Source organism: Planotetraspora sp. A-T 1434, from assembly GCF_025420585.1.
Lineage (GTDB): Bacteria > Actinomycetota > Actinomycetes > Streptosporangiales > Streptosporangiaceae > JAOEGB01.
On sequence record NZ_JAOEGB010000010.1, the window covers coordinates 37,249 to 50,660 of the forward strand.

The 13,412-nt window shown below is 69.3% G+C and carries 12 protein-coding genes; 4 read left to right on the top strand and 8 right to left on the bottom strand.

The window, feature by feature from the left end; genetic code table 11:
• Positions 1-221 precede the first annotated feature (221 nt).
• The 3 genes from N5079_RS14685 to N5079_RS14695 all read right to left on the bottom strand — a co-directional run bounded on the left by N5079_RS14685 (position 222) and on the right by N5079_RS14695 (position 5,038).
• Positions 222-1,229, bottom strand: coding sequence for an acetylxylan esterase (locus tag N5079_RS14685; protein WP_261584305.1), 1,008 nt, complete (start codon positions 1,227-1,229; stop codon positions 222-224).
• Entirely contained in the window at positions 1,226-3,742 is a 2,517-nt protein-coding gene (locus tag N5079_RS14690; RefSeq protein WP_261584306.1) for a glycoside hydrolase family 95 protein, read from the bottom strand. Before N5079_RS14690 ends, N5079_RS14685 begins: the two co-directional genes overlap by 4 nt.
• A gap of 126 nt (positions 3,743-3,868) precedes the next feature.
• Positions 3,869-5,038 (bottom strand): ROK family transcriptional regulator, encoded by a 1,170-nt coding sequence (locus N5079_RS14695; RefSeq protein ID WP_261584307.1) that lies wholly within the window; start codon positions 5,036-5,038, stop codon positions 3,869-3,871.
• 121 nt (positions 5,039-5,159) lie between these two features.
• Here N5079_RS14695 and N5079_RS14700 point away from each other — a divergent pair, with 121 nt between their 5' ends.
• Together N5079_RS14700 and N5079_RS14705 are read left to right on the top strand one after the other, a co-directional pair.
• Entirely contained in the window at positions 5,160-7,289 is a 2,130-nt protein-coding gene (locus N5079_RS14700) for an alpha-galactosidase (protein WP_261584513.1), read from the top strand.
• A gap of 208 nt (positions 7,290-7,497) precedes the next feature.
• Entirely contained in the window at positions 7,498-7,758 is a 261-nt protein-coding gene (locus N5079_RS14705) for a hypothetical protein (RefSeq protein ID WP_261584308.1), read from the top strand.
• Positions 7,759-7,822: 64 nt separating this feature from the next.
• Here N5079_RS14705 and N5079_RS14710 read toward each other — a convergent pair whose 3' ends face one another.
• Positions 7,823-8,302, bottom strand: a complete 480-nt coding sequence (locus N5079_RS14710; RefSeq protein WP_261584309.1) for a hypothetical protein — start codon at positions 8,300-8,302, stop codon at positions 7,823-7,825.
• Between the two features lie 106 nt (positions 8,303-8,408).
• A complete protein-coding gene (locus N5079_RS14715) occupies positions 8,409-8,927 on the bottom strand; it encodes an NUDIX hydrolase (RefSeq protein ID WP_261584310.1) in 519 nt (172 codons plus the stop codon).
• A 174-nt stretch (positions 8,928-9,101) separates the two neighbouring features.
• Between N5079_RS14715 and N5079_RS14720 the strand changes: the two genes are divergently transcribed.
• On the top strand, positions 9,102-9,725 hold the full coding sequence (locus tag N5079_RS14720) for an HAD-IA family hydrolase (RefSeq protein ID WP_261584311.1): 624 nt from the start codon (positions 9,102-9,104) through the stop codon (positions 9,723-9,725).
• A 143-nt stretch (positions 9,726-9,868) separates the two neighbouring features.
• On the opposite strand, the gene N5079_RS14725 is transcribed toward N5079_RS14720, so the two are convergent.
• Together N5079_RS14725 and N5079_RS14730 are read right to left on the bottom strand one after the other, a co-directional pair.
• A complete protein-coding gene (locus N5079_RS14725) occupies positions 9,869-11,446 on the bottom strand; it encodes an aldehyde dehydrogenase (NADP(+)) (RefSeq protein ID WP_261584312.1) in 1,578 nt (525 codons plus the stop codon).
• A complete protein-coding gene (locus tag N5079_RS14730) occupies positions 11,443-12,072 on the bottom strand; it encodes an isochorismatase family cysteine hydrolase (RefSeq protein WP_261584313.1) in 630 nt (209 codons plus the stop codon). Before N5079_RS14730 ends, N5079_RS14725 begins: the two co-directional genes overlap by 4 nt.
• A gap of 22 nt (positions 12,073-12,094) precedes the next feature.
• Here N5079_RS14730 and N5079_RS14735 point away from each other — a divergent pair, with 22 nt between their 5' ends.
• Positions 12,095-12,844, top strand: a complete 750-nt coding sequence (locus N5079_RS14735) for a TetR/AcrR family transcriptional regulator (protein ID WP_261584314.1) — start codon at positions 12,095-12,097, stop codon at positions 12,842-12,844.
• A gap of 134 nt (positions 12,845-12,978) precedes the next feature.
• On the opposite strand, the gene N5079_RS14740 is transcribed toward N5079_RS14735, so the two are convergent.
• A complete protein-coding gene (locus N5079_RS14740) occupies positions 12,979-13,407 on the bottom strand; it encodes a VOC family protein (RefSeq protein WP_261584315.1) in 429 nt (142 codons plus the stop codon).
• Positions 13,408-13,412: the final 5 nt, after the last annotated feature.

Below are 13,412 nucleotides of genomic sequence, written 5' to 3' on the forward strand. Positions count from 1 at the left end.
GACGGCAGGTCGCCTACCACCGGCTCGCAAGGGGGTGCGCCCGGCGGACCGGCCACCGCGTGATCACAGACAGTGCCGGCACTGATCAGACCGCGTACGGCGGAATCCGTGCATGGTCACGACCAGGGAACTCCACGTCCCCGGGGTTTCCGGGAATCCCTGCATGATCACGGCGATGGGTTGGCCCGTCGGCGCTCCAGGCGATCGTTTCGGTCACACCGCTACGGCGTCCGCTCCTTCGCGGAGAGCAAGGAGTGGAAGGCGTCCAGGGCTATTTCCAGGTCGAGTGAACCGCCCGCCTCGTGTCCGTTGTACTCCCATACCGCTATTTCCTTCCTTCCCCCGTACGCGTTGAAGGCGGCGAAGGCGGTCGAGGGGAGGCAGACGTCGTCCATGAGCCCGGTGGAGAACCAGGCGGGGGCGTTGGCCCGTTGCGCGAAGGCGATGCCGTCGAAGTAGGCCAAGGTCTCAAAGACGCTCGCTATCGAACCCCGATGTGTTGCGAGAAATCCAGTAATTTCCGTGTACGGTCCATTGCCGGTTATCCGGGTCGCCTGCCGGATGTCGCACAGCAGCGGCGCCTGGAAATGGGCCGCGCGCAGGTCGGGGACCAGGCCCGCCACCGCCAGCGCGATCCCGCCGCCCTGGCTCGCGCCCACGACGGCGACCCTCCCCGGATCGACCATGTCCACGGCCCGCACCGCCTGGACCGCCCGCACCGCGTCGGTGAACACCCGCCGATAGAAGTACGTCTCCTTGTCGGCGATCCCCTGAGTCATGAAGCCCGGATATGTCGGACCTGTGCCGCCGACCGGGTCCGCAGTGTGCCCGCCTGCCCAGCCGCCGCCCTGGCCGCGAGTGTCCATCAGCAGATGCGCGTAACCGGCGGAGGGCCACAGCAGGTCCTCCAGCGGGTGGCCACGGCCGCTGGAGTAGCCGTGGAACTGCACCACGGCCGGCAGCGGACCGCTCCGATGTCGCGGGACCCGCAACCATGCCTTGACCGGGTGACCGCCGAACCCGCGGAAGGTCACGTCGAAGACGTCGATGGTCCGCAGCCTCGTGCCGACCGGGGTGAGGGTCACGTCGAGCGGGTAGCCGGCCGCCGAGTCGAGGGTGTCGCGCCAGAAGGCGTCGAAGTCCGCCGGCGCCTCGTAGGGGCTCCGGTACGCCCGGGGATCGGCCTGCTCCTCGCCGGGAAGATCCCCGGGAAGAATGTCAACCGTCATCGGCTCGCCGTCCTTTCACGTACGTTCAGCGACGGCCCGAGTCGGACCTCTTCGCCCCCGCCGACGGACACCTCGGCCGTCGTCCCGCCGTGGCGGACGCGTGCCGTACGGACTCCATCGGGAATATCGTTCCGGATGGTCAGCGCGGTGAGCTCGCCGCCTCGCCACGTGAGATCGACGCTCCACCCGCCGCGACAGCGCACGCCCCACACCGACCCGTCGGGCCATTCTGCCGGGACGGCCGGGAGGACCCGGATGACGCCGCCGTGGCTCTGCACCACCATTTCCAGCAGCGCCGCCATCAGCCCGTAGTTGCCGTCGATCTGGAACGGCGGATGCGTGCTGAACAGGTTCGGCAGAAGCCCGCCCCACACCGAACCGTCGACGGGCACGTTGACCACCGGGTCGTCGCTGTACGGCCGGGTCGCCTCCAGGAACAGGTCCCGGGCCGTACGGCCGTCGCCCAACCGAGCGCGCAGCGCGATCTTCCAGGCCCACGACCATCCCATCGCGCCCGGACCCCGGGCATCCAGTGACCGTACGGCTGCCGCCGCGAGGTCGGGCGTCTCAACGGGATCGATCTGGCCGAGGGGGTAAACGCTGATGAGATGCGACAGATGCCGATGGTGCGAGTCGTCTTCCGTGTGGTCCTCGGCCCATTCCCGCAGCCGGCCATCGGGCGCGATCCCCGGAGGGCGCAGCCGGGGCAACGCCGCGCGGATCCGCTCGCTGAACGGATCGTCCAGCCCCAGCGCCTCGGCCGCGTCGAGACAGTGCGTGAACAGGGCACGGATCAGCGCCATGTCCATGGCGGTGGAGAACGAGAGCGACTCCGGGGCCGATCCGCCGGAGACGAACGAGTTCTCCGGCGACGTGGAGGGGATGGTGTCGAGCCATCCGTCCGGGCCGTCGACCAGCCAGTCCAGGCAGAACTCGGCGCAGCCGCGCAGCAGGGGCCAGCCGCGTTCGCGGAGAAAGCCCAGGTCCTGGCTGAACTCGAAGTGGTCCCAGAGGTGCTGGGCCAGCCAGACGCCGCCCATCATCCAGATCGCCCACGAGGGGTTCCCGTGGCCCATGCCCACAGGCAGGGCCCATCCCCACATGTCGGTGTTGTGATGCGCGACCCAGCCGCCCGTGCCGTACAGCTCCCGGCTCACTTCACGCCCGGTCCGCGAGAGCCGTTCGATCAGGTCGAGCAGCGGTTCGTGGCATTCGGGCAGACCGGCGGGCTCGGCGCCCCAGTAGTTCATCTGGGTGTTGATGTTGATGGTGTAGTTGGACGACCAGGCGGGGCGCAGGTCCGCGTTCCAGATGCCCTGCAGGTTGGCGGGCGGCCCGCCATGGGGGCGGGAGGCCGACGCGAGCAGATATCTGCCGAGCTGGAACATCACCGTGGCGGCCAGGCGCTCGTCCGCGCCAGTGAGAACGTGTCGCTCGACATCGAACGTGCCCGCCCGCCGGGTCCCGATGACGAGCCCGGTAGCGTCCATCAACGCGCGGAAATCCTCCCGATGCGCACGCAGCAGCTCGCCCGCGCCCGCCGCGACGGCGGCCTCGGCGCGGCGTACGGCACGCTTCAGATGCACTTCCCGGGTGGCCGAGGACGACGCGGAAGACGCCGAGGGCGCCGACGGGGCCGCCCCGGCAGGCCGCGCCCAGAAGTCGGCCGCGCTGGTGGAGCTGGTGAGAACCAGCAGCGCCCGGGTCATGCCGCGAACCGACCAGGCGTCTCCGGAGCCCGTGCCGCCGGTTTCCACCGAGCCCATGCCTTCGGTTTCCAGCGAAACGTGGCCGTCGGTCTCGATCCGTACGGCTACCGCGGCGAACGGGTCGTAGCCGCCGGGGACCGGAGCGCCATAGCGCAACGGCTCGGCGACATCCGGCTCGTGCAGGGGAGCGCCGTCGACGGGAATCTCGATGCCCAGGGCGAGCCCCGACACATCGGCCGTGCGGCTTACCACGCGCAGCGGGGAGGACAACTCCACCCGCATGTCCGCGGTGCCGCCCTCGACGGTGATCTCGACGCAGACGGCCTCGGCCGGACGGCTCGCCCAGGTCAGCCGCCTGACGGTGCGCCCGCCGAGGTCCATGACCTCGGTCACCACACCGTCGTCGAGGTTCAGCGTGCGCCCCTGATAGACGGCGTCGTCACCGGCCGCCAGGCTCATCCACAGGTCCGTGAAGGGCAGGTACTCCTGGCTGTACCGTCCCTCGAACGACATCAGCAGGGCCTCGGCTCGCCGGTAGTCCCGGTCGCGGACGGCCTGCCGCACCTCGGCGAGCCGTTCCGGGCCCGCACCCGAGGCGAGGACCTCGGCGAGAGCCTTCGCCGGGCCCTCCGGCTCGCCTGACCAGACCGTGGAGTCGTTGACCTGGAGCCGGCTCCGGTGGACTCCGCCGAAGACCATCGCGCCGAGCCGGCCGTTGCCGACGGGCGCGGCCTCGAACCAGTTCGACGCGGGCCGCGGCCACGCCAGCATGAGATCACCGGCGGTCATCTGTCCTTTACTCACTTTGATATCCATACGTCGGTGGTGATGAGACGCCCGCCACCACCACGAAGGCGGAGACGGCGCGGCGACCAGTGTGGTCGCCATGAGACCCCGCACAGTCTGGCGGGGCCTGTGAAATCGGCGGGGTCAGGGGGCGACGAGCGACTGGATGCTCACCGCGGCCGCTCCGCGGGCCCATTCCTCGAAGGGCAGCGGGCGGATGGACAGGGAGCACTGGACGGCGGCGCCGAAGGCCTGGCGCTCGAAGCCCGTGCGGATGTGCGCCTCGAACAGGTCGTAGGCGGCCAGCCCTTCGCCGGACACGACGATCCGGTCCGGGCCGACGAGGTTGGCGACCGCCGCGATGCCGGAGCCGATCGCGTGGCCGGCCCGGGCGAAGACGGCGCGGATCTGCTGGTCGCCTCCGCGCGCCAGGGCCACCGCGTCGTCGATGGACATGTCGGGCAGGTCGGAGTGGTCCCGGGCCTGCCGGACGATGGCGTGGGTGCCGGCGATGGCCTCCACGCAGCCGCGGCCGCCGCAGTGGCAGCTCGGCCCGGCCATGTCGACGCCGATGTGGCCGATCTCGCCGGCCACACCGTACGCGCCGGAGACCATGCGGCCGTTGACGACCAGGCCGCAGCCTATGCCGGTGCCCACGGTGACGAGGGCGAACGACTCGGCGCCCACGCCCTCGCCGAACCAGTGCTCGGCCGTGGTCAGCGCCTTGACGTCGTTCTCCACCGTCACCGTCAGTCCGGTGATCTTCGCCGCGTGCTCCATCAGCGGCACGTCGCGCCACTTGAGGAACGGCGAATATCGGACAAGGCCGGTGGTGCGGTCCACGTCGCCCGAAATGGCGAGCCCCAGCCGGCGGGTGCGGTGCCGGTAGCCGCCGGGGCCGTCCAGCAACTCGCCGACGAGCTCACCGAGCGTGTTGACGACGGCGTCGACGCCGTCGCCGGCGAGCGGCCGATGGGCCGAGGTCCGGATTTCGGCGCGGAGATCGCACACCACCCCGATCAGCTCGTCCTCGGTGATCTTCACCCCGGCGAAGAACTCGCGGTCGGCGCGTACGGCCAGCGGGCTTGCGGGCCGTCCGGCGCCGAGGCCGGTCCTCTTGGTCGCGGCGAGCTCCCGCAGGTAGCCCGTCTCGATGAGCGGACGCGCGGCCTTGGTGACGGCCGCGGAGGACAGCCCGAGCCGGCGCGCGAGGCTGACCCGGCTGAGTGGTCCTTCGGTCAGCACCATCGTGAACACCGCCGTCGCCGCCGGGGTCACGGTGAGCGCCCCGAGGGTGCCGGTCTCGAGAAACATGGCCGAAACTTAGGAGTAATAATTTCCTTCGTCAAGTATTGATTTCCGGGCCGGGGCCGATTTACGCTCAGCGACACTCAACTGGCCTGCCCGCCGAGACCGAGGACCAGACTTGCCCGCTGTGCTGTACCACCCCGACCACCGACTGTGGCTGCTCCGCGGCCCGGCCACGGCGTATGCCATCCGGCTCGCCGAGGACGACAGCGTCCAGCACGTCCACTGGGGAGCCGCGATGACGCTCGCCCAGGCGGCCGAGCTGGCCGAGCGCACGTCACCGGCGGCGAGCAGCTTCGAGTCGGTGGCCGGCGCGGACGAGCTGGCGGCCGAGGGCGGCGCCCGCTTCGGGCCGCCCAGCCTGCTGGTGCGCTTCGCCGACGGCACCCGCGGTGTCCAGTGGCGATACGCCGGCCATGACATCGACGGCGGACACCTGCGCATCCACCTCCAGGACCGGCACTACCCGCTGCGCGTGACGCTGAATTACCGGGTGCACGACGACAGCGACGTGATCGAGCGCTGGACGATCATCGAGAACCTCGACGACCAGGCCGCCGGGTCCGCGGTCACCGTGCTGCGCTGCGACTCCGCCGCCTGGACGGCGCCGCACCGCACGCGCTACCGGGTGAGCCACCTCGTCGGCGGCTGGAACAGCGAGTTCCAGCTCCGGCAGGCCGACATCCCAGTGGCCGAGACGGTCCTGACCAGCCGGCGCGGCATGACCAGCCACCACGCCAACCCGTGGCTGGCCGTCGACGACGGCACCGCCGGTGAGGACCACGGCGAGGTCTGGAGCACCGCGCTCGCGTGGAGCGGCAGCTGGCGGGTCACCCTGCACCGTGACCCGGTCGGCCGGACCACCTGGACGGGCGGCTTCGGCCACGAGGGGCTCAGCTGGTCACTGGCACCGGGCGAGGCGCTGGAAACGCCGGTGTTCGCCGGCCTCTACACGGCGGACGGGTTCGGGACCGCCAGCCGCGCCTGGCACGGATACGTCCGGCGGCACGTGCTGGCCCATCCGGACGAGACGCGGCCGGTGCTCTACAACTCGTGGGAGGCGACCGGGTTCGACGTGGACGAGGCCGGCCAGATGGCCCTCGCCGCTCGTGCCGCAAGCCTCGGCGTCGAGCTGTTCGTGATGGACGACGGTTGGTTCGGCGCGCGCACCAGCGACCGGGCCGGTCTGGGCGACTGGGCGCCCAACCCGGCCCGGTTCCCCTCCGGCCTCGGCCCGCTCGTGGCCGAGGTGCACCGGCTCGGCATGCGCTTCGGGCTCTGGGTGGAGCCGGAGATGGTCAACCCCGACAGCGACCTCTACCGGGCCCACCCGGACTGGGTGCTGCACATGGCCAACCGCGACCGGACCGAGATGCGCCACCAGCTCGTGCTCAACCTGGCCCGGCCGGACACCGCCGAGTGGACCCACTCGTGGCTGGACCGGCTGGTGGCCGACCACGGCATCGACTTCCTCAAATGGGACGCCAACCGCCCGTTCACCGAGGCCGGATGGCCCGGCCACCCCGATCCCGACCGCGTGTGGATCGATCACACCCGCGCGGTCTACCGGATCATGGACCGGCTCCGGGCCGATCACCCGGGCCTGCGCATCGAGGCGTGCGCGGGCGGCGGCGGGCGGGCCGACCTGGGCATCCTGAGCCGCACCGACCAGGTGTGGATCTCCGACAACACCGATCCGGTCGACCGGATCGGCATCCAGCACGGTTTCAGTCAGCTGTACCCGGCACAGGTGATGAGCGCCTGGGTCACTGACAGCCCGAACGTGGCCACCGCTCGGCGGACTCCGCTGCGCTTCCGGTTCCACGTCGCCATGGCCGGCGTCCCCGGCATCGGTGGCGACCTGACCACGTGGAGCGAGGAGGAGCTGAAGGAGAGCGCCGAGCTGGTGGCCGCTTACAAACGCATCCGGCCGGTCGTCCAGCACGGTGACCAGCACCGGCTGCGCGGGGACGGCACGCTGACCGCGTTCGAGTACGCCCTTGGGGACGACCACGTGGTGCTCGCGTGGTGCCCCACCCGCCCGTACGGCCACGGGCCCGCGCCGTTGCGCCTGGCCGCGGTACGGCCGGAGGCCGTCTACCAGGACCTTGAGACCGGGAGGACATATCCGGGAGCCGTGCTCCTGCACTTCGGCCTACCCCTCGACATGCCACGGGGCGACCACGCCAGCGCGCTCGTCCGCTTGCGGCGCCTCAACAGCACACCTGGAGGAATCGACCCAGTAGCGGCCCTGTAGAAGATCCGCGGCACCCGCCTCTACCAGAGCATCTTCTTCACCCCGGTGATGCTCTCGCTGGCCATGGTCGGGGATCGTCTGGCAGCTCGTCTACGCCCGCAACGAGGGCCTGGTCAACAACCTGCTCGGCATCGCCGGGACTCCCGGCGCCGTCGACTGGTGGTCGTGGTCATCACGGTCATCGAGGCGGTAGCGCGCCTTCGACATCGTGTACCTGATCAACCGCGGCACCAACGGGCTCGAACTGCTGAGCGTCCTCGTCATCCAGAACCTCGTCGGCGAGGGCCAGGTGATCGGCGACCGGCCGCCGATCACCACGGGCATCACCAACCTGCAGGGACAGTTCCTGCTCGACTACAACATGATCGCGGCCGGGGCCACCATCACGGTGATCCCGACTCTCGTGGTCTATGTGGCTCTGCAGCGGCACTTCGTCGCCGGTCTCACCCTGGGAGCCGGCAAGGGCTGACAGCGGTGTTCCCAATCACGCGTCCGGCCGGGTGGCCCGGCGCCCTGCGGGATCCGGAAGGGGTTCAGCCGCAGTTGCCCCAGGTGTTCCGGCCGCCGGTGGCGATCGCCGCGTCCCTCCGGGTGTCCCAGATGGTTCCGGAGTATTTGACGCACAGGCCCTTGGCGTACAGCTTCACGGGACCCGCGTAGTACTTGTACTTGCGGCCGTCCGTCTTGCTCGCCGTCCGAACAGGTTCGTCGCGGACGCGCCTGGTCTGGGTCTTCAAAGTGGCGGAGGTGTACGTCTGCGTCCCGACGTACGCGGTCTTGATCGTGACGACGCAGTTGTAGCCGGTCTTACGGTTGTAGAGCAGGTAGACGTAGCCGAAGATGTCGCCGGAGTAGGTCTTCACCGCTCGCTTGCTGTCGGCCACCCGCCCGAACCCCGCTCCGCAGACACCCTCAGGGCTGTAGCCGGCCGCGAGCGCGTGTGCCGGGCTGACGATGACCCCGCCGATGGTCAGGGCTGCGGCAAGGAAGATCCTCTTGATGGGCTTGAGCACGCACTCTGTCCCTTCATCGACTGCCGCCAACGAGTCGGGCGGCTCGGCGACTGATCATCCTGCCACAGAGTCAAGCCCATGATGACATAAACGAGGAGAATCGGACCTACAGGAAATCCGTGGGCTCGGGGTGGTGCCACGGCAGGATGACCGGTTCACGAGGCAGGTCTCCGGTAAGCAGGCGTTCCAGCAATTCAGCGAGGCCGAGTGGGATGACGCGCTCATCGGTGGTCTTGAGCTCCGGCAGTGTCCACCAGTGGTAGCGGTCGATGAGCGAGCGTTCGAGATCCTCCATGTGGGAGATGTCCACCTCCACTTCCCGCACGCGGAGGAAGAAGAAGGAGTCATCGGCGCGGAACAACTGGCCGTCGGCTCTTATCCAGTGGCCCGAACTGGTGGCCACGATCGGTCCGAAAGCGCCGGGGCTCACCGCGTGCCCCGTCTCCTCCTCAAGCTCACGGGCCACGGCCTCGGTAAGGGCCTCACCCGGCCTCACGCCGCCGCCTGGAGTGAACCAGGCGTAGTCGGGATTCTTCGTCGGCCCAAGACCCCGGAACAACAGGATCCGCTCCTGGTGGTCGACCAGCAGGATGCGGGCGGATGGGCGGAGGATCACGTCAGGCACGACGGCGAGCATAGGCAGCGCGACGCCGGCAAGGCGATCGGTTTTCCTATCGGCAGTTCTCGGTCTTGCCCACGCCGGCCGACGCGGAGAAGCTATGGCCGGATGTGGCACCCGCGGCCGAGCACGGCACCCACCCCCTGGCGTGCACGGCTTTGTCCCTGAGCAGGAGTCCTGATGACCTTGCCTTTTGAAGCAGTGCTGTGTGACTTCGATGGCGTCATACGGTTCTACGACACGACTGAACTGGTCACGCTGGAGCGGGCTGCCGGGTTGGCGGAAGGTGTCACAGCGAAGATCGCGTTCGCACCCGAGCAGGACCTGCCGGCGCTCCTGGGGGAGATCACGACCGAGCAGTGGGCCGAGTCGATCGTGACCGCGCTCTCCGGCCTGGCGTCGGAGGCGAAGGCACGCGAGCTGGCCACGGCATTCGCCAACGCACGCTTCTGGGCTGATGAAGGCGTGCTGGACCTGCTCCGGAAAGCGCAGGCTCATGTGCCTGTCGTGCTGGTGACCAACGCGACCACGAGCCTGGAAGACGACCTCGCGTGGCTGGGTCTGGCCCACTTCGCGGACGATGTGGTCAGCAGCGCCCGCGTCGGGGTCGTGAAGCCGGACCGGCGCATCTACGACATCGCCGCGCAGAGAGCGGGGGTTCCGCCGCAACGGTGCCTGTTCGTCGATGATCGCATGGAGAACGTGGAGGCCGCCGTGGCGCTCGGCATGACCGGAGTCCTTTACACCGGCATCTCAGACCTGGAGCAGGCGCTCGCCTCCCTGTTGCGTACGGCCGGGCCGTGATCGAGGACCGCAGCGGAGGGCCACGACCGTCCTGTCCCCGCGGTCGCGTATGCCTTCGCCGCCGTGGCGCTCGCCGACGGGTCAAGCCGTACGACAGCGGCCGGTCGACGACTTCGAATGGGCCCGCATAGGCGAGGTTCGGCTCAGTCGCGGGCCAGTTCGCCGTCGACGAGTCGCCACAGCCCCCACGGGTTGGCCTCGCGGAGCGACTCCGGGAGCAGTCCATCCGGGAATTCCTGGTAGGTGACCGGGCGCAGGAATCGCTCGATCGCGCTCATCCCGACGGAGGTGAAGCGGCTGTCCGAAGTCGCCGGGAAGGGACCTCCGTGGACGGTGGCGTAGGAGACCTCTTGCGGGATCGAGAAGGCGTTGACCACGATCCGGCCTGTGCGGCGCTCCAGGATCGGCAGCAGTCGTGCGGCGTCGGCGTGGTCGAGTTCTTCGATGTGCATCGTGGCGGAGAGTTGTCCCCGGAAGGCGCGAGCCACCTGGAACAGTTGCTCCAGGTCGGTCAGCCGGACCAGCAGGATGGAAGGACCGAAGACCTCCTCCCGGAGCGCCGGTTCGGCGAGCACCTGCTCGCCGGTCACCTCGTACAACAGCGACTGGCCGTCCCACTCGCGGATCGGGTCCGGTCCCGCGCCGATCCGCGTGGCACCGGAGTCCTCCATCCGTCCCACGTTGCGGACGTAGGAGTCGTGGATGCCAGGCGTCAGCATGGTCCGCGCGGCCACCTTTCGCACCTCGGCCATCGCGGCATCGCGCAGGTCGTCGAAGCCGGGGCCCTCGATGGCGAGGAGGATGGCCGGCTTCAGGCACATCTGCCCGACCGTGTACAGCGCGAGCCGGCCGAAGCCCGCACCGATCTCCGCGCCATGGGCAGCCAGGGCGGCGGGCAGCACGAAGGTCGGGTTGACGCTGGTCATCTCGGCGAACACGGGGATGGGGTCGGGGCGCCGCTGAGCCCGGTGGTACAGGGCCATGCCACCACCCTGGGAACCGGTGAAGGTCACCGCCCGGACCAGCGGGTGGTCCACCAGTGCCTCGCCGATCTCGTTGCCGGCACCACGCACCAGCGAGAAGACGCCCTGGTGCAGCCCCGCGTCGGTGACGGCCTGCTGGATGACGCGTCCAGCCAGCTCGGAGGTCCCCGGGTGGGCATTATGTGCCTTGAGTACGACCGGGCAGCCGGCGGCCAGAGCTGACGCCGTGTCACCACCGGCGACCGAGTAGGAGATCGGGAAGTTGCTGGCGCCGAAGATCACCACGGGGCCGAGGGCGACCTTCTGCATCCGGTGGTCCATACGCGGCGCGGGCCGCCGGTCCGGCTGGGCGGGGTCGATGGTCGCCTGCAGGAACCTGCCCTGCCGTACGACGATGGCGAACTTGCGGAACTGCTCGGCGGACTTGACGGTTTCGCTCTCGAACTGCGCGGCGGGCAGGCCCGTCTCCAGCGAGGCGCGTTCGGCGAGCTCCTCCTTGACCGCATCGAGCCTGTCCGCGATGAGGTCGAGGAACGCCGCCCGCTCGGCCGGCCCGGTGTGGCTGTAGCTGTCGAAGGCCTCGTCGGCGAGGCGCACCGCCCGGTCGACCTCGGCCGCGCCGCCGAAGGCGAACTCCGGCTCGATGAGCTCCCCGGTCGCCGGGTTCAGCGCCTTCATCGTCCCCGCGGTGGCGGGTACGGACGTCCCCCCGATCAGCAGTTCTCCGGTCAGTGTCATGACTGCGCTCCCCCGAATGCGGTGACGATCTCTTGCGTGGTGACGATGGCGTGGGCGTAGGTGGGGCCGTTCAGCTCGTGGGCGGCGCGCATCATCTCGGGTCCGAAGGCCGCGGTGGCGTCGCGCACCAGGGTCACGTGGTAGCCGAGCTCCATGGCGTAACGGCTGGTGGACTCGATGCAGGTGTTCGCCAGCAGACCGATCATGACGACGTGGGTGACGCCGTGCTGCTTGAGCTGGAAGTCGAGGTCGGTGTTGGCGAACCCGCTCTGTGCCCAGTGCTCCTTGGCCACCACCTCGCCCGGCTGGGGCTGGAAGTCGGGGTGGAACTCCCCGCCCCAGGTGCCGCGGGCGAACGTGTGCCGCGCCTGGATGCCGCGCTGGGTCGGGTTGGGGTGGGCCCAGGTCTCGTAATCACCCGGCTCCCAGCGGCGGTGCGGGACGAACACTACCGACGCGCCCGTTTCCCGGGCGGAGCCGACGACGGCGCGCAGGTTGTCCAGGAGGCCGACCTCCTTGGCGATGGACTCCACGAGCGGCCAGGCCTTGCCGCCGTCGGAGATGAAGTCGTTGTAGGGGTCGACCAGCAGAACCGCCGTCCGGCGGAGGTCATAGGTCTCGGTCACGGTGGTCCTCCATCCGATGTGGATGTCTTACATCATCCAGACTGAGGATTACTCTCCCGCCGTCCTCTCTGTCAAGTCCGTGCAGTTCACAGGCTGGATCGGAGGAATTGTGTATGATAACAATCATCTAGATTGCTCAGCGGCACATCAGGCCGCCCTGTCGGATCGGAGACTGAGCAGAATGGGTTATTCGCAGGCCGAGAAGGCGGCGTCGCGCGAGCGCGTGCTGGGCATCACGGCCCGCAAGGTCCGCGCAGAGGGCGTGAGTCGCCCCTCCATCGCCGACATCATGAAGGAAGCGGGGCTGACGCACGGCGGCTTCTACAAGCACTTCGCCTCTCGTGACGACCTCATCGGGCAGGCGGCGGCCCTGGCCCTGGCCGAGGGCGAGGCGAAGATGGAAAGGAGCGCGCGGAAGAACAAGGAAGAGCCCGGGACCGGCCTCATCGAGGCATACCTCGGAAAGCGGCACCGTGACTCGCCGGATACCGGCTGCGCGCTCGTAACGCTCGGCGCCGCCGCCGCGCGCGGGGATCAAAGCTTCAGGCAGGCCTACGAGAAGCAGGTGCGTAGCTACCTCGACCTGATCGCCGACCTTGACGACGATCCCGCGAAAGGCCGAGCTGAGGCGATGCTCACCCTCAGCGCCCTGGTCGGTGCCATGCTCATGGCGCGGGCCGTGAACGACCCGGAATTCTCCGACGAACTACTGGAGAACGTCGCCGAGCAACTGAAGCGGCGCGAGTCGGAATCCCCCTCCACTGTCGCCTGATGGCAGGCGCGCTCGACCTCAGCCAGTCCGGCCGACCGCATCCGGTCCGTCATGCCTCCTCGCCGGCGCCACCGCACCTCCGTCGCCGAGCTGTGGTGGTTCGGCCGCCGGTACCGCCACGTCGGTGAAGATATTCACGACTCCTCGTTCAGTGAGCGCAGGATCTCGAGGTAGTGCGGGTTGTACATCAGGCCCAGGACGTTGCCCCAGGGGTCGACCACGGAGGCGGTGATGAAGCCGGCGCCCCGGTCGCGCGGCGAGTCGTGCTCCTTCGCGCCCATCGCCACAAGCCTCTCCAGGGCTGCGGGAACGTCGTCGACGTGCCAGAAGACCACGGCGCCCGCCGGCCTGCCGATCGTGCCGGGATCGGCGGTCCTGGCCAGCTCGCTCCCGGCGTAGGAACTGTGGACGAAGCCGAGCTCGTGCTGGTAGTCGCCGATGCGCCACTCCACGTACGCCGGGGTGTCCATGTAGGGCGGGATCCCGAGCAACTCGGTGTACCAGCGCTTGGTCGCCTCGAGGTCGGGAGTGTAGAAGGTGACGGTGGTGAGTCCTCGCAGCATGTCCG